We start from the raw sequence: 25,089 nt of genomic DNA, 5'->3' as shown, positions 1-25,089 counted from the left end.
TTTAAGCATCTGCGCTTAAACGATAATAAATAGGGGTGTTCACGCTCCTGGGGGATAGTAAGCGTGGAAGCTTGACCTGCATTAGTTTTTAAATTCCTCTCTTGAGAGGGGCGCGGAGGATAGCGTGGTAGCAGGGGTGTGTTTATACGTTGGTCTATCCAAGCAGAAACACACCCCTACACCCCTCTCAAGAGGGGAATCGCACGATCCCCCGTTTTTGTTTTTCAAGTCAATAGTTATCAAACTGGCGCTTAAATACAGGTGCTTATTACTCTTGTTATATTATAAAGTATCTACATCACGAAATTATTCCAATTTAGAAATTGATAAAAGTAAGACGTAGCTTTGTTATTAGTTATTCTCCGCATGAAGGATCTCGCTTTTGAAATCTTACCCGTTGATTTGTTGGATGATTATCTCCGGCAGGTGCCTCAAACTGTGCTTCAAAGTTTTGAGCAATTAGCGGATAGTGAACTATCTACAAATACCTTTAGTTTTTATACAGCTCTCTCGGCAGTTTACTCATCTAAGATTGAAGGAGAGGATATTGAGCTTGATTCGTTCACAAAGCATAAAATGCTTGGTGTTCAATCTTTACCGAAATATATCCAGAAAGCAGATGATCTGTACGAATCATATCGGTTTGCCAAAAAGGCTAAACTCAATTATCATTCAGTTCAGGAAGCCCACCGTTTGCTTACCAAGCATATCTTAAAGGAAGACCGCCGCGGGCAATTACGCACCGGCAGCATGCTGGTAACAGCGCCGGACAGAAAGGAAGAATATATAGCCTGCTCTCCGGGCCTGATAAAGGAAAAGCTTGAAATGCTTTTTAATGATATCAACCTGCTGCTAAAAACAAAGTTAATCGCTACTGAAGTATTCTTTTGTGCAGCTATGCTGCATCTGGTATTTGTAAAGATCCATCCTTTTGAAGATGGTAACGGGCGCATGGCGCGTTTATTAGAAAAATGGTTTATAGCAGAAAAGCTTGGCCCGAAAGCCTGGTTTCTGCAATCAGAAAAATACTACTATGATCATCATCAGGATTATTACCACAACATCAGGTTGCTGGGGCTTGAGTACGACCTGTTGGATTACTCGGCTGCTTTACCTTTTTTGCTAATGTTGCCTGATTCTTTTTAGCTTATTTTATTCTGGCTGTTTAAAGAAAGTGCCTGATCCTGAATTATAAAAATAGGATTTGAATTTATTTTTTTTATACCTTTATACTAATCTAAATCTTATCAGCCTGAATGAAAAAACTCCTGCTTGTAGCCCTGCTGTTTTTGACGGTAAATCTTTCTGCCCAAACAAAAAAGAAACCCGTTGAAACAACTTCTGTAAGTAAGTCTGCTTTTATTTCTGCTGTTAAGACTACTATCGTAATTAAAGGAAACATTAAAAATTTTATTGGTGATATAGCCGGTATCCCGCATTATGTAACCATTGGGTGCCGATGGAAAAATAGGGGAGAATAACAGTGCAAGGCTGTTTTACGGTGATGCGCTTATTGCCTGGGCCTGACAAGGCATTGAAATAATATTTATAAACGTCGTCATGTATTGTGAGGTACGAAGCAATCCCCAGGGCAATTACAGGGTAGTTTTTTGCATGGGCCACTCTGCTAATAGGAGATTGCTTCGTACATTACAATAATGATGTTTACGTATAACCCCGGAAAAAGGGTACAAAAAAGCCCGGATAAAACTTATCCGGGCTTTTTAATTTTTAATAAATACCGCTTATTTGTGCTGAATGCCTTCGGCTAAAACAGTTACTTTATTGTTTAATGCTTCTACAACACCGCCTTTAATAAAAAACACTTCTTCTTTAGCTGCACCACCGCGTACGGTAAGTTTGCCATCCTGAAGGGTGGAAATAATAGGGGCGTGGTTGTTCAGTATTTCAAATAATCCCAAAGCACCAGGTAAGGTTACCGAGGTGGCCTCGCCTTCGTAAACTTTTTTATCGGGAGTAAGAATTTCTAATGTCATAGTTTAATGTGCCTATGTGCAGATATGCAGATGTGCAGATGATGTTTTAATTTGCACATCCGCACACTTGCACATTTGCATATTTATGAATTAGCCTCAGCTAATAATTTTTTGCCTTTTTCAATAGCATCGTCAATGCTGCCAACTAAGTTGAAAGCTGCTTCAGGGTACTCATCAACTTCACCGTCCATGATCATGTTGAAACCTTTGATGGTATCTTTAATGTCAACCAGTACACCTTTTAAGCCGGTGAACTGCTCGGCAACGTGGAACGGCTGTGACAAGAAACGCTGAACACGACGAGCGCGTGATACAACTAACTTATCTTCTTCAGAAAGCTCGTCCATACCCAAGATGGCGATGATATCCTGAAGCTCTTTGTAGCGTTGTAAAGTTTCTTTAACGCGTTGAGCGGTATTGTAGTGCTCATCACCTAAAACAGCTGGGCTAAGGATACGTGAGGTTGAATCCAAAGGATCCACCGCAGGATAAATACCAAGCTCGGCAATTTTACGTGAAAGTACGGTAGTAGCATCTAAGTGGGCGAAGGTTGTAGCCGGCGCCGGGTCAGTCAAGTCATCCGCAGGTACGTAAACGGCCTGTACTGAAGTGATTGAACCACGTTTGGTTGAAGTGATACGCTCTTGCATGGTACCCATCTCGGTAGCAAGCGTTGGCTGGTAACCTACCGCTGATGGCATACGACCTAATAGCGCTGATACTTCTGAACCTGCCTGGGTAAAACGGAAGATGTTGTCGATAAAGAAAAGGATATCACGGCCTTTACCATCTTCATCACCATCACGGAAATACTCGGCAATAGTTAAGCCTGAAAGGGCCACACGTGCACGTGCACCCGGCGGCTCGTTCATCTGACCGAACACGAATGTTGCTTTTGAATCTTTCATGGCTTCGGTATCTACTTTAGATAGATCCCAGCCGCCTTCTTCCATTGAATGCATGAAAGCGTCGCCATATTTTATAATGCCTGATTCAAGCATCTCACGTAAAAGGTCATTACCTTCACGTGTACGCTCGCCAACACCTGCAAATACAGATAAACCTGCATAAGCTTTCGCGATATTGTTGATCAGTTCCTGGATCAATACTGTTTTACCTACACCGGCACCACCAAACAGACCGATTTTACCACCTTTTGCATAAGGCTCTAAAAGGTCGATAACTTTAATACCTGTAAAAAGTACTTCAGTTTCGGTAGATAGGTCTTCAAACCTTGGAGGGGTTGCGTGAATAGGACGACCATTTGATTTGTCAAGATCAGCGATACCGTCGATAGCATCACCTACCACGTTAAATACGCGGCCTTTGATGTTGTCGCCTACCGGCATTTTGATAGCAGCTTCGGTATCTAAAACCTTCATACCGCGTAACAAGCCGTCAGTCGAGTCCATCGCGATAGCACGTACACGGTCTTCGCCTAAGTGCTGCTGAACCTCTAAAATAACTTTTTGGCCATTGTCTTTAGTGATCTCTAACGCGTCATAAATTTTAGGAAGATGAGCGTCATCAGCGAAACTTACGTCAACTACCGGACCAATGATCCTTGAAATTTTTCCAATGTTTGGCATATATAACCTGGTGTTTTTTAAAAAATGCTTTTACTGAACAGCCACATACATCATTTGTAACAGGAATGTATAAGATGCTATTTCAGAGGCGCAAAGTTAAGATTTCTATCCAATTATTTAAATAGTGTACTAAGTTTTTTAAAGGATAATTTCAACATTGTTAATTGTTTGCCTTTATTGCGCAAAAGTCAATACAATTTTGCCCGTATGAGCGCTACTTTCCATCAGTTTATGAGCTTCGGAAGCCTCTGCCGCATCGAAAGTTTTATACACTATGGGGCTGATTTTTCCTGATGAAAGCAATGGCCATATTTTTTGTTCGAGGTTTTGGGCAATCGCGGCTTTAAATGCAACCTCACGGCTTCTTAACATGGAGCCTGTAATGATGAGCCTTTTCGCCATCACTTTAGCCAGGTCAAGCTTCACTTCGCGGCCATTCATGGCGTTGATCATCACCAGTCGGCCTTCAATAGCCAACGAATCGATGTTGCCCGGCATATAGTCGCCGCCAATCATATCCAGGATCACGTTAACACCAATGCTATGAGTAAGCGATTTGATCGCATCTTTAAAGTCGGTTGTTTTATAATTGATGGCCTTATCCGCGCCGAGCTGCTCGCAGAAGCTGCATTTTTCATCGGAGCCGGCTGTTACATAAACGGTGCTGCCCAAAGCTTTGGCCATTTGAATGGCCGTAACACCAATGCCACTCGATCCGCCGTGTACCAAAAGTGATTGGCGGGGTTGGAGCTTGCCACGATCAAATACATTGCTCCACACGGTAAAAAATGTTTCGGGCAGTGAAGCAGCCTCAGCAAAGCTTAAGTTAGCAGGCACGGGCAGGCATTGGCCTTCGGGTGCTTTGCAATATTCGGCATAGCCGCCACCTGTAATCAAGGCACAAACCTTATCGCCTGGTTTCCATTGGATAACGGCATCGCCCACTTCGACAATTACACCTGCCACTTCCAGTCCGGGGATATCTGCAGACGCTCCGGCAGGCGGGGGGTAGTTCCCTTTGCGCTGAAAAATATCGGGCCGGTTAACACCTGCCGCCATTACTTTAATCAGTACTTCGTCGGCTCCATATTGGGGTTTGGGCCTTTCGGCAAGCTGTAAAACTTCCGGGCCGCCGGGTTGAGTAATTACTATTGCTTTCATTTTGTTAAATATCAGCATTAGTAGGAGTTATTTGACTTTTATGTCGACATTCATTTAGAGTAATTATACAAGCATATTAAACAATAGTATTAATTAAATTGTATAATTAAATTAATTGAGTTAAATTTGTTTGTTATTAAATTTTAATAACAAGAAAGCCCCCGGAGTCATTACCTCCGAAGGCTTAAAATACAATGGCTTCGACGCCTCTAATGGAACTCAGACCTCTGATATGATATCGAAAGCTAAAAAGGCCTTCTTGTTGTATTGGAGGTTTTCCTTTGTATCTATAACAAATGTAGATAAACATATCCGTTTCCAAAAATTTCCTCCTAATAATATTAGCTAAATATGCGTTTTTAGCAACACTTTATTGTGGTACTTTACTTTTTGCTGACTAATTATAAATTTAGTTTAATAGTGTTTCAAAAAGACACAGGTAGCCGATGCTCTATTTGGCCTGCCCTTCATAATTGCGCAAGGAAAATATCTTATTCTTATAGCTATAAGCTGGATATAGGCTTCGGATTAAAACTAATTGTTATAAATTTATATCATCTTAAATTATTAGAAAGTTTGATTGTTTAACAGCTCAAATATCGTGGAACCCCGAAAACTCATAACATCACTCGGAGTAATACTGACAACTATTACCGGTGTGATTTTATTTTTTACAGAGTTTGATAAAATTAAAGGTTTCTTTTTTCCTGCCGGGATAGCTATCAGTGTTCCCTTGTATGTTTTTTCGTTATTGGGTATTGGTATATTGGTGTTTTACAGCGTATATATCTTTTATTTCAAAGAAGTTACCAGTCATAAAAAAACCAAAACCGAATTGGAAAATGTGAAGGCGCTATTACTGGATTCGGAAAGAATGCGCTTGATTGATTTTGTGACCGGAATAGCCAATCAGGAAAAATTCAAAATAGATATCCAAAACAGGCCCAAAGAATTATTTCATCTGATCTTGATAGACTTAGATGGTTTCGGGGAAATAAATAAAAAGCAGGGTTTTCAGAAAGGCGATGAAGTGATCAGGACTATTGCTCAGGACCTGTTTGCCAGGATGAGGAGGGATGAAGAAATCTACAAAAGAGATTATAAGCTTGAAAATAACTTCATGAAACGCATCTACCGAAAATATACAGGGGGCGATGAATTTATTTTTCTGATAAAAGGTCCGCAATATGAGTCTGTTGGTTTTTTAGCGAGGATTCAAAAGCAGTTGGAAGAGCTTAATACTGAATCTCCTGTTTTTTCAAGTTACAAAATAACCTTTCACGGCGCTATCGTGCCACTATATCCGTCAGATACCTATGAGCAAGCTTATGATAAGTTGCAAAGAGGGTTTGTGCAGGCCGCGGAAGAAAGTAACGGGCTACGGGTGTATTGGGATAAAAGTGAAGAAGATACATTTGTGAAATACAAATCTTTGTATGATAATGCAAGAAGGATTTTTAAGATCCAATAATTGGGGAGATGTTAGTTTGCTGCCCGTACTGCCACTTTTTACATAGGCACATAAGCAAAAACAACCCTATATTACTTAATCCCCATCCCTCAAACTCTGAACCGGGTTGGCAGCGGCGGCCCTGAATGATTGCAGGCTGATGGTAGCAAAGGCAATTAGTATCGCTCCCGAACCAGCTAATATCACCATCCACCATTGGATATTTTGACGATAAGCAAAACCCTGCAACCATTTATTCATGGTTAGCCACGCCAATGGCGCCGCTATGGCGAATGATATGATCACCAGTTTTACAAAATCTTTTGATAGCATGGTTACAATAGCGGTGATGCTTGCGCCCAGCACTTTCCTGATGCCAATCTCCCGGTTGCGTTGCTCGGCCGCGTAAGCTGCAAGGCCGAACAGGCCAAGGCAGGCAATTACAATGGCTAAGCCTGTAAACGTTATAAAAAGCTGCCCCATACGTTGTTCCGTACGATATAGGGCGTCAAAATCGGCATCCATAAACGAGTAATCAAAATGTTCATTGGGCGCAATTGTTTTCCAGGTTTTTTCTATCCCGGCCATCAGGGCCGGCAGGTTATGGGTGTTTACGCGGATACTTAAACGAGCCAGCCAGTCGTTATCAAGAGTCATCACCAACGGGGTAACATTATCACGCAGCGAACTGAAATTGAAATCTTTTACTACACCTATCACATGATATTTTTTGAGGTCTTTCGCGGTACCTGTGGTAATGGTTTTACCATTGGCGTTATCGCCATAGCCAAATACCTTTGCCGCAGTTTCATTAATAACCATAGCTGTCGAATCGGTTCTAAACTCACCGGAAAACCCGCGACCTGTTTTCATTTGCATGCCCATGGTGCCGATGTAGTCTTCGTCTATTTTCCAGAACTGGGTAGATTGCCCTTCTTGCTTCTCGCCCGGCGATACATAGTTTAAAACCTTGTTGTTGGCAGTAGGTAAAAAGCTGGTTAGGGTGGCATTAACAACTCCGGGTAACTTTTTAATTTCCTGTTTTAGTAGTTCGGGGTGTTCAAGTGTGTTAACATTGTTGAGAATAAGCACCTGATTGCGGTTGAAGCCGAGATCTTTATTCTGGATATAATTAAGCTGGTTATAAATAACCAACGTACCTATCACTAAAAATATGGAGATAGAAAACTGGAAGACCACCAGCGTACTCCGGAAAGCCCCGCCTTTAAAACCCGTTGAGATTTTTCCTTTTAAAACGTTAATAGGCTGAAACGCCGAGAGGAAGAAAGCAGGGTAAGAACCAGCTAAAATGCCAACGATGATGACAATGCTTAACAAGGCAGGCAGTATCCAGGTTGCAGTTTGAGCGTTTATGGCTAATTGTTTGTTTGATAAATGATTGAATAATGGGAGTAAAGCCCAGGCAGCGAGTATCGCTATAACGGCTGCCGCAAAGGTTACGATCAGCGATTCTGCCAGGAACTGGAAAATGAGGTGACTGCGGGATGAACCTAAAACTTTACGCACACCAACCTCGCGGGCGCGGTTGGCCGAGCGGGCTGTGGACAGGTTCATGAAGTTAATGCAGGCCAGCAGCAGGATAAAAATCGCTACCGCTGCAAAAATGTAAACGTACTGACTATTACCATTGGCACCCAGTTCCATTACCCGGTTTGATTTAAGGTGGATATCTGTCACCGGCATCAGGCTCAGCTTAAAATAATTGCCGCCTGCGGTAAATTTGCTGTAGTTCATGGTGCTTGAACCTTTGAGGCCCTCTTTCATCACGGCATTAAGCTTTGATTCGAGGCGGGGAACATTTGAATTGGGTTTAAGCAGCACATAGGTGGCAAAGGCGGTTAACCTATTCCACGGAGCATCATTGCTAACCGGCCCGGCCGACAGTAAAAAGTTGGCCCTGAAATGTGATTGTACCGGCATATCTTTCATTACCCCGGTTATTTTGAGCGGTGTGCTGCTTGTTACCAAAAACAGAGTTTGCCCAACTACATTGACGCGGTTAAAATATTTTTGAGCCATCGACTCGGCAATGACCACCGTGTTGGGCTCTTTTAAAGCCGTTTTTGCATCTCCGGAAAGTAGGGGAAGGGTAAATACATCGAAAATATTGGGCTCGCTGTAAAAAGTTGAGCCGTCTTCCCGCACAATTTCATCACCTTTTTTGAATCGGATATTTAAGGCTGGTGTAATGCGCACTGCTGTTTCAACTTCGGGGCATTCGGTTTTTAAAACGTTGGCAACCGGGATGGCGGTTATGGCATATTCGGTAAGCGTACCGCTAAACTTTAGGTCGGTATTTACCCGGTATACACGCTCGTGTTTGGTGTTATACCGGTCATAACTTAATTCATCTACCACATAAAAGGTAATAAGCAAGCAAATGGCCAAGCCCAGTGCCAGGCCTAAAATATTGATGAAAGTGAATCCCTTATTTTTAAGCAGACTGCGAAAAGCGGTTTTAAAATAGTTCCTGATCATAGCATAAAAGGTTTATGTCATAAAGTTATAACTAAATTTTTAGTTATACAAGGCGGTTAACTAATTGTTTAGTTTTAGGATTGTTTAATCAGGCTTTATATAAAGGAGGCAGGCATTAAACATCTTAATGTTAAAAAAGAATATGAGTTTACTTAACTCGTTTTATTTTCCTTTTTTTGTCACAAACAAGCAAATACTATGTCATTACAAATTGGCCAGCCGGCCCCTCAGTTTATTTTAATTTCATCAGCATTAAAAAGTGTTTCATTGGCCGATTTTAAAGGTCGCAAAGTGGTTATCCATTTCTTTCCTCTGGCTTTTACGGGTGTTTGTACCACGCAGCTTTGCACCATGCGCGATAGCTTTGGCTATTATGACGGCTTAAACGCTACCATATTGGGTATTTCTGTTGATTCGCCTTTTACCCTGGCTAAGTTTAAAGAAGAGAACAATTATCAGTTCGATCTGCTTTCTGATTTTAACAAAGATGTATCTACTGCTTACGGCGCCATTTACGACCAATTTGTTATGGGACTTAAGGGCGTAGCCAAGCGCGCAGCCTTCGTAATTGACGAAGAACAGAATATCATTTACGCTGAGGTTCTTGAGGATGCCGGACAGCTGCCTGATTTTAAAGCTATTGCAGAAATTGTAAAATAATTTTGAATAAAAATTTGCAACGAAAGTTTTAAAACCTATCTTTGCATTCCATTTCGGAACAGGCACTCGTAGCTCAATTGGATAGAGCATCTGACTACGGATCAGAAGGTTAGGGGTTCGACTCCCTTCGAGTGCACAACAAAGCCTGCAGCCCGGGATTTTTCCACCGCAGGTGCAAATTAACTGTAAGCCTTTCTGTTGTATTACCGAAAGGCTTTTAATTTATCAAGAGCATGCTAAATCTGGTTTTGTTTGGCCCTCCCGGAGCCGGGAAAGGTACTCAGTCGAAAAAACTTATTGAAAAATACGATTTGATCCACCTTTCAACTGGAGATTTGTTACGTGGCGAAATTGCACAAGGTACTGAGTTAGGTTTGGAAGCCAAAAAACTGATGGACGACGGAAAACTCGTTCCGGATGCTGTAGTTATTGGCATGATCAGCAATAAGCTTGACGCTAACAAAGACGCTAAGGGTTTTATTTTTGACGGCTTCCCGCGTACAGTTGCGCAGGCCGAAGCTTTAGATCAATTACTGGAATCAAAAGAATCTGCCATTTCGGGTATGATAGCACTTGAAGTTGGTGATGATGAATTGGAGCGCCGCTTGTTGGAGCGTGGTAAAGAATCTGGCCGCCCGGATGATGCCAACCCCGAAGTGATCCGCAAACGCATTAAAGAATACAATGACAAAACCGCTCCTGTAGCTGGTTTTTATCAACAACAAGATAAGTTTACAAGTATAAACGGTGTGGGCTCGGTTAATGAGATCTTCGCCGAAATTGTTGATGTGAACGAATCATATAAAAAATAGTCTTAAAGTCTTAAGACCGAAAGTCAGTAAAGTCCGCAAGTTAGGAACGTTAAAAATTCTTAATTTTGCGGACTTTACTGACTTTCGGACTTTCCGTCTAAATCAAAAATTATGTCTCAGGGTTCAAATTTTGTTGATTATGTAAAAATCTGTTGCCGCTCGGGCCACGGAGGTGCCGGTTCTGCCCATTTGCACCGTGATATATTAACTTCAAAAGGTGGTCCTGATGGCGGTGATGGCGGCAGGGGCGGCCATGTTATTGTTAAAGGTAACGCCCAGTTATGGACTATGCTGCACCTCAAATATCGTAAACACGTAATTGCAGGTGATGGCGATTCGGGAGGTAGCTCATTACGTTCGGGCAAAACCGGTCGCGACGAAATATTGGAAGTTCCCCTTGGTACAACTGTAAAAAATGCCGAAACCGGTGAAGTGCTTTTTGAGATAACGCAAGACGGCGAAACAAAAATTCTTACTCCGGGTGGTCGTGGTGGTTTAGGTAACTGGCATTTTAAAACATCAACATTACAAACACCTCGTTTTGCCCAACCCGGCGAAGAGGGCCGTGAAGACTGGAATATCCTTGAGCTTAAAGTATTGGCCGATGTTGGTTTGGTAGGTTTCCCAAATGCGGGTAAATCAACCCTGCTTTCGGTAGTTTCTGCTGCTAAGCCCGAAATTGCCGATTATGCCTTTACTACACTGGTGCCTAATTTGGGTATAGTGTCATACCGCGGAGGCCGTTCATTTGTAATGGCCGATATCCCGGGCATTATTGAAGGTGCATCGCAGGGAAAAGGTTTAGGACTTCGGTTTTTAAGACATATCGAACGTAACTCGGTATTGTTGTTTATGGTACCTGCCGATACATCACGTAGCATCAAAGAAGAGTATGACATATTACTGCGCGAATTGGAAGAATACAACCCCGAACTAATGCACAAGCCCCGTGTGCTGGCTGTAACCAAAACCGATATGCTTGATGATGAATTGCAGGCCGAAATGAAAAAGGAGATCCCTGATGGCATCCCCTTTGTATTTATATCATCTGTGGCCCAGAAAAATATCGATCAGCTAAAAGACCTCCTTTGGAAAGAGATCAATGCCAGCGTTATTTAGCTTCCCACAAAATATAATCGTTACTCAGCATCGTCATTTTAAAGCCCTTATATCCCGGAAAGCATTTGCGCATAATGGTTGATTTTGGGCCGAGATAATTGGATGGTAACACAATGTATAACGGGCCGGCGTGGCCTTTGTATACATAATCATCATAATCAATTGCTACTTCGGGGCCGATATCTTCAACCGTTATGGTACGGTTATGTTCAATCTCGAGGCTCAGATCAGGGCTGTTGAATACAAAAATGGCATTGGTGTTTTGCTTATCCAGGTTGCGGATATAATTTAACGATGGCTGATCAATAAAAAGCTGCGCTATTCCTGAATACCCTCTCGCGCTGATATTTTTATTTTGGAAATAGCTCGGTACAAAATATTTATAGCTTGAATAGGCTATTACAAAGCACACAAAATAAAACAGGTATTTGAAGCCTCTTTGCAGTTCACTTACCAGGTAAATGATGCCCGGAGCGGCAATAAGTCCTATTAATCTTAAGTGCCTTGCCTCGTATGAGATATTGGCCTGCCTCAGGAATGATTGCCCAAAAAACAGCACCGCTACCACATAAAACACTGTTAATAGCAGTGCGTAGTGTTTGTACGGTACTTTTTTCACAACAAACCTGATCAATAAAATGCTCAATAAAGCGCAAACCAATACAATTATTACACCCCAAACGTAGGAGAACATAGGCGTATCGTCATGGAACAGCAGTCCGTTGGTTAAATCATCTATAGAAAAGGCTGTTAATATTGGCGATGCCAGCGGAAAGCCAAAAGTTTCCCAGGCCAGCTTGACGCTCCCGTGTACTGTTGATGGGTTGCCGCCCTTAGAAAGGTAAAAATGATTGATGGTAAGTAATGAAAGTATCGCGGGGATACTTATCCAGATGCCGTTTTTTATCCAGGTAACAATGTCTTTTGTTCCTACAGAAAACCTGATCCATAAAAAGCAGCAGGCAGCCGCCAGCATCCATAAAAATGATGATTTACAAATAAAGCCAATGATGCCGGCAGCAAACAGAAATACCGCCATTTTCCAACTGATTTTTTCAAAGGCAACGCATCCGTATAAAAACCAGCCTGTATATCCTAAAAGCAATACCTCGCCTCCGTTATAAAATACATAAGGTGTAAAAAACGATACCTGGATAAATATGAACAGCACGCTTAAGGCCGATATCATAGGCGTAAAGCCGGCCTTTTTAAAGAAGTAGTAAAAGCCAAAAATTCCCGATAACGAAAATAACAGGGTTACTATAGAGGAAGCCCGCCCGGTATTCACGCCTAAAATCAGCTTAAAAAAATAAGGTACCAGGTATTGCCCCGGCGACCACCACGCTAAAAATTCAGATGTGTTTTTGCTGATATCGTTTTGGTCGGGTTTTACGCTGATATTAAAAGCCGAGCCCAGCTCCATTGAGCGCATTACCTGGAAGCCTTTGCTTGGGTCGGGGTAGATGGCTGCCGGGGCGATGATCAGCATGATGCCCATAATGAAAACAATCCCGCTGATAACCAATAAAATGATTTGGTGGGCTTGTAGTTTTTGTTTCAGCATATAATTATTTTAAGCAGATGACATATAGTTAACTGATTTCGCGTGTCCGGATCTTTACCGCTGGGTTACCCTGGTAAATACCGTACGCGTCAAGATTGTTTGTGGCGATGGAGCCACTGGTAAGTACCGCGTGCGATGCTGCTGTTACGCCCGGGTTTACCATGGCTCCGGCACAGATCCACACCCCATCTTCCAAAATTATGCCTTTGGTTATTAAGTCAAAGGATTTTTTCTTGTAATTGTGGCTGCCGGTTAGTAATATCGCCCCCTGCGACAGGCACACATTTGCCCCGATATCAATCAGCACCAGGCTATCTATCCATACGTTTTCGCCAACCCAGGTTTCATCGCCTATACGGAGGTTCCATGGATATTTGATATTTACGCAAGGTTTAATAGTAACGTGCTTTCCTATCCGTGCTCCAAACAGTTTCAGACAAAATACCTTAAATGCGCTTGAGGGTATAATGCTGGTTTTAAAAAATACAGCATTAAAATAATACCATAAAACGCGTTTTAAAACATTGCCGCCAGGATTATAAGGATAGTTATTATAGATTGAAAGGTCTGTTTTTAACATCTGCGGCGCTAAGCTTGTCGTTACGTTTAGCCCAAATATACAGGCTAAGCGCTATAATAGTGCAGGGAATGATATTAAATATGGCAGGATGGTCAATCACAGGGTTGACCTTTTATCTTAACGAGTTATAAAAAAAGCAAATGACAGATTGAACGATAAAGTCTCCCACACTGATTTGAAGGCAATATGCTGAAATGTTGTGTTTTGCAGGTTTTAGCTATAGTATTAAAGTTGTTACCAGAAAAATCTTAATTCTTTTAATCATTAGTTAACCTTTTCCGGTCGTCTTCGTATAAAGGCTTTATAAACCCTTAAATGAATAGACCGGTCACTAAAACACATTTATAGCATATGCTTGAATTTCTACGCTCTTATCATTTTGTTTATAATGTGCTCATAGTCGTATTTTCAACACTGGTAACACTGCTATGTATACCTTCAATTTTACATGTTGCGCGTGCCCGCCATTTGTATGATGATGTTGGCCATTTCAGGAAACAGCATGATCAGGGTATTCCGCGTTTAGGCGGCGTAGCCATTTTTGTGAGTTTTACCATTACCGCTTTATTATTCAGCATTATTGATAAAGCGCTGCCGGTTAGTTACCTGCTAACAGCTTGTATCATTTTGTTTGCCATGGGATTAAAGGATGATTTGTCGGGAGTTAATTCCAGTACAAAGTTCTTGATCCAGTTTGTAGTTGCCGCTATATTGGTTATCCCAGGAGATATCCGGATCAGCAGCATGTATGGTGTGTTTGATATTTTTGCCCTGCCATATATTCCGAGTGTAATACTGTCTATATTGGTTATTATGCTTGTCATCAATTCATTTAACCTTATTGATGGTATTGACGGATTGGCTGCAACCACAGGCATTATTGCCAACAGCACTTTCGCCGCGCTGTTTATTTATATGCAACAGTACGAGCTGGCTGCAATTTCACTTGCTATGGTGGGTGCGGTACTTGGTTTTTTACGTTTTAATATAACCCCTGCTAAAATATTTATGGGCGATACCGGAGCCCTGCTTATTGGCTTGGTAACGGCAGTAATGGCTATTAAATTTATTGAGCTAAGTAAGATCTCAACAGTTAAATTACCTTTTATATATACAGCTCCGGCCTTAATTGTTGCCATACTTATAGGTCCTGTTTTTGATACCCTCAGGGTTTTTACTATCCGTATCTTAAACGGAAAATCGCCGTTTGATGCAGACAGGAACCATATCCATCACCGCATATTGAAAATAGGTTTAACACATCTGCAAACCACTATGGTTTTAGCGTGTCTAAACCTTGTTTCGATAGTAATGGTGTTAATTTTCAATGGTTTAAATAACTCTTTACTTATCGTATTGATATTTTTATTATCGCTATCCTTTAACTGGGCGATCACTTATTTTATCCGTTTAAAAAGACGCGGGTTCCTGATGTTCCGCAATTTTGGCGATTGACGGTCAATTGTAACCTGCAGGTAGTAATCATACAAACCTGGAAATTAACCATCCATCTTCATTAACTTTGTTGCACTATAATACTTTGCGATGAAGATAGCTATAAACGGGTTTGGCCGCATTGGCCGTATATTTTTAAGGAACATTCTATCGCACCCCGAAATACAGGTGGTTGCTATAAATGACCTTACCGACACGCAAACTCTTGCCCATTTATTTAAGTATGATTCTGTTCACCGCGGATTTAAAGGCGAGGTTAGCGCTGATGATAACGGCCTTATCATTAACGGTAACCACATACAGGTACTTGCCGAACGGGACCCGCTTAACTTACCCTGGAAAGCGCTGGATATCGATCTGGTTATCGAATCTACCGGTAAATTTACTTCCAGAAAAGGCGCCGAAGCCCATTTAACAGCCGGGGCACGGCAGGTTATCATATCTGCCCCTTCAACAGATAAAAATGTACCCACTGTTGTGCTTGCAGTGAATGACGGGCAGGTTGACCTTCAGTCGCCGATATTGTCAAACGCTTCATGCACAACCAACAACGTTGCCGCGATGGTGAAAATACTGGACGAAAACTGGGGTATTATTGATGGTTATATTACGACTGTGCATTCCATGACCGGCGATCAGAACTTGCATGACGCTCCACATAAAGACCTGAGACGGGCACGTGCCGCGTCTGCCTCTATCATACCTACAACCACAGGTGCTGCCAAAGCCATAACAGCTATATTCCCGCATTTAGACGGACGGTTGGGTGGTGCCGGCATTCGTGTACCGGTGCTTAATGGTTCGTTAACAGATTTTACCTGCAGCCTTAAAAAGCAACCTACCATAGCCGAAATTAACGAGGCTTTTAAACAGGCGGCTGATGGGCCAATGAAAAACGTACTGGAATATACTGAAGATCCGATTGTGTCAACAGATATACTGGATAACCCGCATAGCTGCGTTTTTGATGCGCAACTAACCTCTATAGTAGGAGGGCTTGTAAAAGTTGTTGGCTGGTATGATAATGAAATGGGCTACAGCAGCCGATTGGCCGATTTGGTAGTTCAGATAGCCGAATTGAAAAAGCAGCCGGCCTAAGCCGGCTGCCTGCAATTATTTATTGTAAACAACTTTAGCGGTTGTAGATGTGGCATCGGTGTTTTTGCCGTTCATATAGTAATATGAAGAAAAGCCAATCACATCAGTAGTTTGTTTCAGAATATTATTTTGTGCTTCAATAGCAAGGTCTTGCTGTTTATAGGCTTTTGAAAATTTTATTGCCCTTTCTAATACCAGTTTGGTAAGCTGTTTACCATTAACAGTTGAGGTTGAAGCCGATTTTATAACCACATTGTTAAGGTTATCATCAAGATAGTTGGTTGCTACCTGGTTATCTTTGTTAACAGTAGTAAAGTCAAAATTGGCCAGTCCTGATTTTGAAAAATCCTCCTTGAAATGTACTGCTGATGACTTCTGATAATCATCAGCGTTTAGAATCAAATTAACAGTTTCGGTATAATTTAGATAAAGCGTATTGTCGCTTACCTTGGTAGTTACTATTTGGTCGGCTATGTCAAGCTTTACAGTACCGGCTGCCGGAATGCTTGCATCCGTATTTGAACCGGTGTTTGTACCTGAGTCTGAGCCGGTATTGGTGCCTGTATTTATACCCGTAGCACCTTTTGTTACTTCGGGTACGATATCAGTTTTTTTACAGCTGGCGAAAACGGTGATAAGGAAAATGTAGGTAATATATTTTTTCATTTTTGTTGTGTTGCTAATTTTCTTCTTTCAGAGGCAACAACTATGCCTTACTCCCGATTTGTTTAATAGTAAGTAATAAGAAAATCCTTTTAATTGAAGGTTGGGGTTAGTGGGCGAGGCAGCGAAACATTAACCTGCAGTTATTATTTTTATGGGATAAAAATTCCCCATTCGGGGAAAATTGCCAATTTTGCGGCTATGGTCAGGTTTATTAATGTTGATGAGTTGCTTCATGTACGCAACGAAGTACTGCGTGAGGGCAGACTCACCCTTGATGAATGCCGTTTTCCTTCAGATAATGTCGAAGGCAATTTTCATCTTGGTTATTTTGTTGATGATGAGCTGGCATGCGTGGCTTCTTTTCACCCCCAAAGCTATGGTGAATTTAATGGTATGGGTTACCAATTGCGTGGTATGGCAACCATTGAAAAATACAGAGGAAAAGGTTTCGGCAACCAGCTGGTTAACTTTGCCCTGGTATACCTGCGCGGGCAAAAGGCAGATTACCTGTGGTGCAACGCCCGTAAAAGCGCGATACGCTTTTATGGTGGCCTTGGCTTTGAGATTGTTTCGCCCGAATTTGAGGTGCCGGGCATAGGGCCTCATCATGTAATGTATGTTAAAATAAGATGAAATTTCGGCGGAATGAAACAGCTTTTTTCCATTTTAGTTAAGTATTTTGAATTAAAATGCTCAATTTGCGCCCGTTCATAACAAATGACCCTTTAATAGATATGAAAACAATAGATCAAATTAGTTTTGCCGGCAAAAAAGCCCTCATCAGGGTTGATTTTAACGTGCCTCTTGACGAGAATTTCAATATTACCGACGATAACCGTATGACGGCAGCTTTGCCAACCATTAAAAAAATATTAAAAGATGGTGGTAAAGTTATCCTGATGTCGCACCTTGGCAGACCGAAAGATGGTCCTACTGATAAATATTCTTTAAAGCATATCGTATCTCATTTGTCAGATCTGCTTGGTCAGCAGGTTCAGTTTGCTGATGATTGCATCGGCGAGCAGGCTGTTGAAAAATCAAAAGCGCTTGGTAACGGCGAGGTTTTATTATTAGAAAACCTTCGTTTTTATAAAGAAGAAGAAAAAGGTGATGTAGCCTTTGCCGAAAAATTATCAAAATTAGGTGACATATATGTGAATGATGCATTCGGCACTGCTCACCGTGCTCACGCTTCAACTGCTATCATTGCCCAGTTTTTCCCTGAGGCTAAATACTTCGGTTACCTGATGGCCGCCGAATTAAACAATGCTGAAAAGATCCTGAACAACGCACCTAAGCCTTTTACAGCTATTATGGGTGGTTCAAAAGTATCTGATAAAATTGAACTGATTGAGCGTTTGCTTGATAAAGTTGATAACCTGATCATTGGCGGTGGTATGGCTTATACCTTTGCTAAAGCTGATGGCGGTAACATTGGTACTTCATTGGTTGAGATGGATAAACTTGATCTTGCATTAAGCTTAAGGCAAAAAGCTAAAGACAAAGGTGTAAACCTGTTGTTGCCTTTAGATAACATTATTGCTGATGCATTTTCAAATGACGCTAACACTGATATAGCTAAAACCGGCGAAATAAAAGATAACTGGATGGGCCTTGATATCGGTCCGGAAACTGTTGCTTTATTCAGCAAAGTAGTTGAAGAATCAAAAACCATTTTATGGAACGGCCCGATGGGGGTTTTTGAAATGGAGAAATTTTTAGGTGGTACTAAAGCCATTGCCGAAGCGGTAGCTAAAGCTACTGAAAACGGTGCATTCTCACTGATTGGTGGTGGTGATTCTGCCGCTGCGGTTGCTAAATTTGGCATGACCGATGAGGTAAGCTACGTATCAACCGGTGGTGGTGCTTTGCTTGAGTACATGGAAGGTAAAGAATTACCTGGTGTAAAAGCAATAAACGACTAATACATACTAAAACGAACAAAAAAAGCTCCGGTGACGGAGCTTTTTTTGTTTACAGGCCATCAACTTATTCTTTATAATTATTTAACTTCAAATTGAGTTTTTTCAATATTGTCTTAACCAATTATAAAGTATGGTCAACATTAACTCCGGAGGGACGGCTCAACACACTTTTGATGCTATCGTCATCGGGTCGGGCATTAGCGGGGGATGGGCGGCCAAAGAGCTTTGCGAAAAAGGGTTAAAAACGCTGGTGCTGGAACGCGGCCGGAATGTTACGCATTTAAAAGACTATCCAACCGCTACTAAAAATCCCTGGGATTTTCCTCATCGCGGACATTTACCTGAGGCGATAAAAAGCGAAAACCCAATAGCCGGAAAATGTTATGCTTTTAGCGAGGCCACAACTCACTTCTTTGTTAAAGATAAAGAGCATCCGTATGTTCAGGAAAAGCCCTTCGACTGGATTCGCGGGTATCAGGTAGGCGGGAAATCATTGCTCTGGGCCCGGCAAACCCAACGCTGGAGTAAGTTTGATTTTGAGGGCCCGGCAAGGGACGGATTTGCTACTGCCTGGCCTGTTAGTTACCAGGATATTGCACCATGGTATAGCCATGTAGAGCTATTTGCAGGAATTGCCGGCAACAAGGACGGCCTGGAAACACTGCCCGACGGAGAGTTTTTACCACCCTGGGAAATGAATGTAGTTGAAAAGCATATTCAAAATAGGATTATGGATGCATATAAAGACCGATACGTTGTTATCGGAAGATGCGCCCATTTAACCAAGCCGCAGCCCATTCATTTACAACAAGGCCGGGGCCAATGCCAGGCCCGTAGTTTATGTGAGCGAGGTTGTCCGTTTGGCGGATATTTTAGCTCAAATTCTTCAACCTTGCCATGGGCTGCAAAAACCGGTAATCTTACACTCCGGCCTGATTCTGTTGTGCATTCTATTATATATGATGAACAAAAGGGAAAGGCAACCGGCGTCAGGGTTATAGATGCACATACCAAAGTAGCAACCGAATATTATGCCCGCATCATTTTTGTAAATGCTGCCACCTTAAATTCCAATCTTATTTTACTGAACTCAAAATCATCCAGGTTTCCAAACGGATTGGGAAATGATAATGATTTGCTGGGCAGGTATATCGCCTTTCATAATTACCGAGGATCATTAACAGCAACTATCGACGGATACCTGGATACCTATTATTATGGCAGAAGGCCTGCGGCGGTTATGATGCCAAATTTCAGAAACGTTTATAAACAGGAAACCGACTTTTTAAGGGGATATATGACGTTTTACACCGCCACCAGAAGTAGCTGGGGCCATGCTGTTGGTGGCGATCAGATTGGAGCAAACTATAAAAAAAATATCGCTGAACCCGGAGGCTGGAGCGTATACATGATGATGCAGGGTGAAACAATTCCGAAGGCTGCGAATAGGGTGAGCCTAAGTAAAGACCAAAAGGATGAATGGGGGATACCATTATTATCAGTTTCGGTAGATTATGACGATAACGATGTAAAATCATTGAATGACTTTTTGCAGCAGGGAGCTGAGATGCTCGATAAGGCCGGTTGTAAAAATATAGCCCCTAATGATAGCAAGCAGGCGCCAGGGCTGGATATTCATGAAGTGGGAGGGATAAGGATGGGAACCGATCCGCGAACATCATTGCTAAACAAATGGAACCAGCTGCATGCATGCCCGAATGTGTTTGTAACCGATGGGGCTTGTATGACATCTACCGGAACTCAAAACCCTTCGCTAACTTTCATGGCCCTAACGGCAAGGGCCGCAAATTACGCGGCAGATGAATTGCGGAAAAACAATATATAGTTTTTTCGATAATTTGATGTGCTGTAGGCTTAATAAGGAAGCGAAGCGTTTCGGTCTTCAATAATTAATAAACAGTATTTTCGCTGGTCTTGAAATCAAATAATTTACATATCCGGCCATTTAATGAAGCAGATCGTGATATGCTTAGAGAAATCTACCTGCTTTGCCGGATCCAGGTTTTTCATTGGGCGGATAGTGCCTTATTTACATTAAACGATTTTGATGCTCATACAAAGGACGAAGATATTTGGGTAGCCGAATGCGATGATGAAATAGCAGGCTTTATGACTGTTTGGTCGCCTGATGCTTTTATTCATCATTTATACGTTGATGCTGCTTATAGGGGAAGAGGTATTGGCAAGGCCCTGCTGGATTTGGCAGCTCAAACTTATCCTTCGCCGCTCAGTTTAAAATGCCTTGTTAAAAACGAGGCAGCGTTGCAATTCTACCGGGCTTTGGGATGGCAAGTTGTGGAAGAAGGCCACGATGCTTTAGGCAATTATTTTTTAATGAAAAGCGTATAATAAAAAGGCGTTTTCGGATAGAAAACGCCTTTTTATTATACGAACGGCTATCCGAAGTCTCTGACTTCGGATAATTATGCTTGTAGTCTTCAGACTACAGTGCCGGGTATCGTTCCGGAAAAATTATTGAATTTTAACAGAAGTTACCACATCATTCGCGTTAGGCGATAGTGTGGTGAAATTAGGTGTATTTGCGGTCCGTGTCCATGACGTACCTGTCGAATTATCGTTCGAATACATCGTTACCGTCCATCCTGTCGGGATTTTCATTGATGAAGCCCAGTTATCTACAAAACCATAAGCCTGCAGTTGGGCAAGGGTATAGGTACCTTTAGGTATGGCGCTTGTAACTGTGCCCGCGTAATTGATATCCTGGTAAAAAGTTACGCCTGTAGTACTTGTTCCTGTATAAACTGTAGGCTTACCGTACAGCGCGTTTGATACGCTTGTCAGGTAAGTGTGCGAGTCGGCATTGGGAAGGTTGTAATATAGGTAAATGCCATAGTTGTTGTTGACTGTTTGTGTAGCCAATGATGCTGCAGTTGATGAGCTGGTGCTTTGAATATCAATAGCTGCAGGGCCAAGGTTGGCAGCAGTTAATCCCGGAACGTTTGGAACTGAGTAGGTGCCATAGATAGCGTTCCAGCTATAGTTTACCTGCGAGCCAACAGTTACACCGTTATAGCTTAAGCGTGAAGCAGCCGGGCCATAGTAATAAAAGGAAATTATTTTGGTAGGCATCAGATTGCGAAGCGCGGTAACCAAATAAACAAACGAGCTTGCATTTGGCTGCCCGGTACCATTGGTGCCATAATCGGCATATTCATCGTCAAAGTCGATACCATCCAGTCCGTAAGTAGTAACCGCGTTACTAAGTTGCTGAGCGAAATCATTTGCGGCGGCCTGAGTTGGAAAATTGGAAATACCTGCCCCCTGGTGATTACCCAAAATAGACAATAGTACTTTAATACCTTTAGCCTGTAAGCTTTGAATGTAAGTGGCTTTGTTGTTAAGTACATTGGTTACCTGCGGATTAAAGTACAAAACTGCCTTTTGAGTACCAGTATCATAATTGATATTGGCCGCGAATATGATAGCGATATCAAAAAGCTGTTGCCCGGTTGACAGAGTGTAGTTGCCCACATTACGAATGTCGTTGTTGTTTACTTCCACATAGCAAACACCTTTTGGCCCGGCTACGCCAATGGCATTAGTGCTTAGTTTTGAAGAGCCACCGGCTGCGTCGGCTGGTAGCGCGGCTTTTTCCTTTTTACAGGCGGACGTGACAAGCATTACAACACCGAGTAAGGCGGTCAGTGTTTTTGCAAGGGGCAGATTAAGGTTTGTTCTCATAATTGTTGTGTTTGTTAAATTGTTTATAAAAGATAAATTGTTTTAGCATTTTGGTTCGCGTAACGTCAGCCCATAGCACGGCCATAGGGATTTACTATCTCTTAAAAAAAGCTGTTTAAAATATTTAGGTTACCGCCGCGTTTTAGGTCCCCGCGTTGGTGTTATATCGGTTCAAGTGTATAGACCATTAAACGGGGGAAATTGCCTACAGGTTTTAATTATTATTTTATAAAAAATCCACCATAGTTAATAAAAGTATTTTTTACACTTATTTTTAACTTTAACAAAAACCTTTATTCTGTAACAAAAAAGCGGCTTTTATTAAATTAGGGTATCGCCTGTTGTCCTTTTTATTTTATTCGGCTACATTTGATTGACTGACAAAAAATTTATGAAGAAAACTTTACTGCTCGCTTTTTGCCTTTTGCTTTCCGCATTAGGTATTTACGCTCAGCCCAAAGGGCCCGATGCCGATTATATCAAAGCCAATTACCAGAAATACGAATACCAGATCCCGATGAGGGACGGTAAAAAACTATTTACCTCGGTATATGTGCCAAAAGATCAATCGAAAAAATACCCCTTCATGATGGACAGGACCCCATACAGTGTTGCACCTTACGGTACAGAACTGTATAAAGGCAGTCTTGGCCCATCGCCTCTGTTTGCCCATGATGGTTATATTTTTGTTTACCAGGATGTACGTGGCCGCTGGATGAGCGAGGGTATCTACGAAGAAATGACTCCGGAAAAGGAGGATCATAAAACCAATAAGGATGTTGACGAAGGAACCGATACTTATGATACCATTGATTGGCTGCTGAAAAACATCCCGAACAACAATGGCAAAGTAGGGGTATGGGGCATTTCATATCCGGGCTTTTATACCACAACGGCTTTGTTAAGCCGTCACCCGGCTTTAGTTGCAGCGTCACCGCAGGCTCCGATTGCCGATTTGTACCGTGATGACGCGTTCCATAATGGCGCGTTTATGCTGGTTGCCAACTTTGGTTTTTATCCCGGCTTTACCAACAGACAGGATGATAAACCAACCCAGCGTCGCGGCAAAGGCTTTGATGCCGGTACCGAGGATGGCTATGACTTTTTTATGAAGATGGGTTCGATGAGAAACTCAAATGTTAAATATTATAAGGATACCATTCGCCTATGGAACGAAATGCTTGATCACCCTAATTACGATCAGCATTGGAAAGATCGTAACGTGCTTTATCATCTGCATGACATCAAAACTGCGGTATTGGTAACAGGTGGCTGGTATGATGCCGAAGATTTATATGGCGCTATCAATACCTATAAAACATTGGTAAAGGAAAATCCTAAAACCCCGGTTTACTTTGCCATGGGGCCGTGGGTGCATGGTGGCTGGGCGCGTGGCGAGGGCGATCATCTGGGCGATGTTGGCTTTGGCGGTTCTACCGGTCCGTTTTACCGTGAAAAAATTGAGTTCAATTTCTTTAGTCATTATCTAAAAGGTACTGCAGATTTCGACCTGAAGCCTGTATCTACCTTTGAAACCGGTGTTAACGAGTGGAAAACATATAACACCTGGCCTCCAAAAGAAGCCACCGAGAAAAACCTGTACCTGCTGCCGGGTGGCAAATTATCATTTACCGCACCAACCGCTGTAGCCGATAGTCATGACGAGTTTGTATCAGATCCTAATAAACCAGTGCCCTTCATCAACAGCATTGATATGGATATGAAGCGCGAGTATATGACCGCCGATCAGCGGTTTGCATCACAGCGTCCGGATGTGCTTAGCTATGAAACTGGTCTGTTAGATAAGGATATAACTATTGCCGGTAATATCTGGGCTAACCTTAAAGTTTCAACCACGGGTACCGATGCCGACTGGGTAGTTAAAGTAATAGATGTTTATCCTGATTCGACAAAAAATACCAAATGGGCAGGTAAAGATGTTTACCTGAGCGGTTATCAGCAAATGGTACGCAGCGAAGCTATGCGCGGTAAATTCCGTAATGGTTTTGATAAACCTGAGCCTTTTGTGCCCGGTAAAGTAACGTCGGTGAACTTTGAGCTGCAGGATGTGCTGCACACTTTCAAAAAAGGCCACAAAATCATGGTGCAGGTACAAAGCACCTGGTTCCCGCTTATCGACAGGAACACACAACAGTTTCAGGATATTATGAAAGCTAAGGATACCGACTTTAAAAAAGCCACTCATAAGGTTTATACTTCAAAAACAAACCCGAGCTATTTAAAGGTTAGGGTTATTGAATAAAATACTGCAATGTAAACGTAACAGCCTCATGTATTTGATGGGGCTGTTACGTTTTACACCATGGCGCCGTAAAGGTTATTAGTTAAACCTATAACCATGTACAAATACATTATCTTTTTTATGGTAGCGGCAGTCTTATCAGGCTGTAAAAAACATAACCAGCAAGCGGGCTGCCCAAGCCAGGCCTGCACGCAGGAATTTGCTTCAATAACCGTGCACTTTGTTACCAAAGATGGCCTGCCTACACCAGGTAAAAATGTAACTGTGATAAATTTGCGAACTCACGAGGCTATAATTGCCAAAGGTAACGGTGGTGCTGTTGTACCATCTATCGGTCCTAACTTATTTACTATTGCTACTGATAATAATAAAAGTGAATTTTCGACTGAAGGCGATGATGTTGAACTTACTGCAACTGACGTAGTAACCAATATTACCAAGACCGCCACTTTTAAAATTTCGGGTGGATGTAATTGTCATATCTCTAAAGTATCCGGCCCGGATAAAATAGTTTTCAATTAATAGTTT

22 protein-coding genes and 1 tRNA gene are annotated in these 25,089 nt (G+C 42.1%); 15 read left to right on the top strand and 8 right to left on the bottom strand.

Features of this window, described 5'->3' with window-relative positions:
• The first annotated feature begins 366 nt into the window (after positions 1 to 366).
• Both DEO27_RS19445 and DEO27_RS19440 read left to right on the top strand, forming a co-directional pair.
• The gene (locus DEO27_RS19445) at positions 367 to 1,146 is read left to right on the top strand and encodes a Fic family protein (protein WP_112573001.1); all 780 of its coding nucleotides are present in this window, start codon (positions 367 to 369) and stop codon (positions 1,144 to 1,146) included.
• Between the two features lie 110 nt (positions 1,147 to 1,256).
• A complete protein-coding gene (locus DEO27_RS19440) occupies positions 1,257 to 1,481 on the top strand; it encodes a hypothetical protein (protein ID WP_112573003.1) in 225 nt (74 codons plus the stop codon).
• Positions 1,482 to 1,745: 264 nt separating this feature from the next.
• On the opposite strand, the gene atpC is transcribed toward DEO27_RS19440, so the two are convergent.
• The 3 genes from atpC to DEO27_RS19425 form a co-directional block, all read right to left on the bottom strand.
• Positions 1,746 to 1,997 carry an ATP synthase F1 subunit epsilon gene (atpC, locus tag DEO27_RS19435; protein WP_091174059.1) on the bottom strand — a complete coding sequence of 84 codons (252 nt, stop codon included), beginning with the start codon at positions 1,995 to 1,997 and terminating at the stop codon, positions 1,746 to 1,748.
• Positions 1,998 to 2,080: 83 nt separating this feature from the next.
• Positions 2,081 to 3,586 carry a F0F1 ATP synthase subunit beta gene (gene atpD, locus DEO27_RS19430; protein ID WP_112573005.1) on the bottom strand — a complete coding sequence of 502 codons (1,506 nt, stop codon included), beginning with the start codon at positions 3,584 to 3,586 and terminating at the stop codon, positions 2,081 to 2,083.
• 174 nt (positions 3,587 to 3,760) lie between these two features.
• Entirely contained in the window at positions 3,761 to 4,747 is a 987-nt protein-coding gene (locus DEO27_RS19425) for an NAD(P)H-quinone oxidoreductase (RefSeq protein WP_112573006.1), read from the bottom strand.
• Positions 4,748 to 5,405: 658 nt separating this feature from the next.
• Between DEO27_RS19425 and DEO27_RS19420 the strand changes: the two genes are divergently transcribed.
• Positions 5,406 to 6,218, top strand: coding sequence for a GGDEF domain-containing protein (locus tag DEO27_RS19420; RefSeq protein ID WP_146750060.1), 813 nt, complete (start codon positions 5,406 to 5,408; stop codon positions 6,216 to 6,218).
• Positions 6,219 to 6,293: 75 nt separating this feature from the next.
• On the opposite strand, the gene DEO27_RS19415 is transcribed toward DEO27_RS19420, so the two are convergent.
• Entirely contained in the window at positions 6,294 to 8,696 is a 2,403-nt protein-coding gene (locus tag DEO27_RS19415) for an ABC transporter permease (RefSeq protein ID WP_112573010.1), read from the bottom strand.
• A 198-nt stretch (positions 8,697 to 8,894) separates the two neighbouring features.
• On the opposite strand from DEO27_RS19415, the gene DEO27_RS19410 reads away from it, so the two are divergent.
• The 4 genes from DEO27_RS19410 (at position 8,895) to obgE (ending at position 11,287) form a co-directional block, all read left to right on the top strand.
• Positions 8,895 to 9,356, top strand: coding sequence for a redoxin domain-containing protein (locus DEO27_RS19410; protein ID WP_112573013.1), 462 nt, complete (start codon positions 8,895 to 8,897; stop codon positions 9,354 to 9,356).
• Between the two features lie 62 nt (positions 9,357 to 9,418).
• Positions 9,419 to 9,492: transfer RNA gene (locus DEO27_RS19405), tRNA-Arg, on the top strand.
• 97 nt (positions 9,493 to 9,589) lie between these two features.
• Positions 9,590 to 10,168: an adenylate kinase gene (locus DEO27_RS19400; protein WP_112573015.1), complete on the top strand. Its 579-nt coding sequence runs from the start codon at positions 9,590 to 9,592 to the stop codon at positions 10,166 to 10,168.
• A gap of 111 nt (positions 10,169 to 10,279) precedes the next feature.
• A complete protein-coding gene (obgE, locus tag DEO27_RS19395; RefSeq protein ID WP_112575031.1) occupies positions 10,280 to 11,287 on the top strand; it encodes a GTPase ObgE in 1,008 nt (335 codons plus the stop codon).
• On the opposite strand, the gene DEO27_RS19390 is transcribed toward obgE, so the two are convergent.
• Positions 11,280 to 12,851: a hypothetical protein gene (locus DEO27_RS19390; RefSeq protein ID WP_112575032.1), complete on the bottom strand. Its 1,572-nt coding sequence runs from the start codon at positions 12,849 to 12,851 to the stop codon at positions 11,280 to 11,282. The genes obgE and DEO27_RS19390 overlap by 8 nt on opposite strands.
• Positions 12,852 to 12,879: 28 nt before the next feature.
• The gene (locus tag DEO27_RS19385) at positions 12,880 to 13,431 is read right to left on the bottom strand and encodes a WcaF family extracellular polysaccharide biosynthesis acetyltransferase (protein WP_112575033.1); all 552 of its coding nucleotides are present in this window, start codon (positions 13,429 to 13,431) and stop codon (positions 12,880 to 12,882) included.
• Between the two features lie 351 nt (positions 13,432 to 13,782).
• Between DEO27_RS19385 and DEO27_RS19380 the strand changes: the two genes are divergently transcribed.
• Both DEO27_RS19380 and gap read left to right on the top strand, forming a co-directional pair.
• Positions 13,783 to 14,886, top strand: a complete 1,104-nt coding sequence (locus tag DEO27_RS19380) for an MraY family glycosyltransferase (protein WP_112575034.1) — start codon at positions 13,783 to 13,785, stop codon at positions 14,884 to 14,886.
• Positions 14,887 to 14,976: 90 nt separating this feature from the next.
• A complete protein-coding gene (gene gap, locus DEO27_RS19375) occupies positions 14,977 to 15,984 on the top strand; it encodes a type I glyceraldehyde-3-phosphate dehydrogenase (RefSeq protein ID WP_112575035.1) in 1,008 nt (335 codons plus the stop codon).
• Between the two features lie 15 nt (positions 15,985 to 15,999).
• Here gap and DEO27_RS19370 read toward each other — a convergent pair whose 3' ends face one another.
• On the bottom strand, positions 16,000 to 16,650 hold the full coding sequence (locus DEO27_RS19370; RefSeq protein WP_112575036.1) for a hypothetical protein: 651 nt from the start codon (positions 16,648 to 16,650) through the stop codon (positions 16,000 to 16,002).
• A 198-nt stretch (positions 16,651 to 16,848) separates the two neighbouring features.
• Here DEO27_RS19370 and DEO27_RS19365 point away from each other — a divergent pair, with 198 nt between their 5' ends.
• The 4 genes from DEO27_RS19365 to DEO27_RS19350 all read left to right on the top strand — a co-directional run bounded on the left by DEO27_RS19365 (position 16,849) and on the right by DEO27_RS19350 (position 20,945).
• Positions 16,849 to 17,283, top strand: a complete 435-nt coding sequence (locus DEO27_RS19365; RefSeq protein WP_112575039.1) for a GNAT family N-acetyltransferase — start codon at positions 16,849 to 16,851, stop codon at positions 17,281 to 17,283.
• A 101-nt stretch (positions 17,284 to 17,384) separates the two neighbouring features.
• Positions 17,385 to 18,575, top strand: a complete 1,191-nt coding sequence (locus tag DEO27_RS19360; RefSeq protein ID WP_112575040.1) for a phosphoglycerate kinase — start codon at positions 17,385 to 17,387, stop codon at positions 18,573 to 18,575.
• A gap of 130 nt (positions 18,576 to 18,705) precedes the next feature.
• On the top strand, positions 18,706 to 20,421 hold the full coding sequence (locus tag DEO27_RS19355) for a GMC oxidoreductase (RefSeq protein WP_112575037.1): 1,716 nt from the start codon (positions 18,706 to 18,708) through the stop codon (positions 20,419 to 20,421).
• Positions 20,422 to 20,561: 140 nt separating this feature from the next.
• Positions 20,562 to 20,945, top strand: coding sequence for a GNAT family N-acetyltransferase (locus DEO27_RS19350; protein ID WP_112575038.1), 384 nt, complete (start codon positions 20,562 to 20,564; stop codon positions 20,943 to 20,945).
• Between the two features lie 123 nt (positions 20,946 to 21,068).
• On the opposite strand, the gene DEO27_RS19345 is transcribed toward DEO27_RS19350, so the two are convergent.
• On the bottom strand, positions 21,069 to 22,298 hold the full coding sequence (locus DEO27_RS19345; RefSeq protein WP_223817998.1) for an endo-beta-N-acetylglucosaminidase H: 1,230 nt from the start codon (positions 22,296 to 22,298) through the stop codon (positions 21,069 to 21,071).
• A gap of 391 nt (positions 22,299 to 22,689) precedes the next feature.
• Here DEO27_RS19345 and DEO27_RS19340 point away from each other — a divergent pair, with 391 nt between their 5' ends.
• Positions 22,690 to 24,561, top strand: coding sequence for a CocE/NonD family hydrolase (locus DEO27_RS19340; protein ID WP_112575004.1), 1,872 nt, complete (start codon positions 22,690 to 22,692; stop codon positions 24,559 to 24,561).
• A 96-nt stretch (positions 24,562 to 24,657) separates the two neighbouring features.
• Positions 24,658 to 25,083, top strand: coding sequence for a hypothetical protein (locus DEO27_RS19335; protein ID WP_112575003.1), 426 nt, complete (start codon positions 24,658 to 24,660; stop codon positions 25,081 to 25,083).
• Positions 25,084 to 25,089: the final 6 nt, after the last annotated feature.

It is taken from the genome of Mucilaginibacter rubeus, assembly GCF_003286415.2.
Taxonomy (GTDB): Bacteria; Bacteroidota; Bacteroidia; order Sphingobacteriales; family Sphingobacteriaceae; genus Mucilaginibacter; species Mucilaginibacter rubeus_A.
This window is presented reverse-complemented; position numbering and strand designations above follow the sequence as displayed.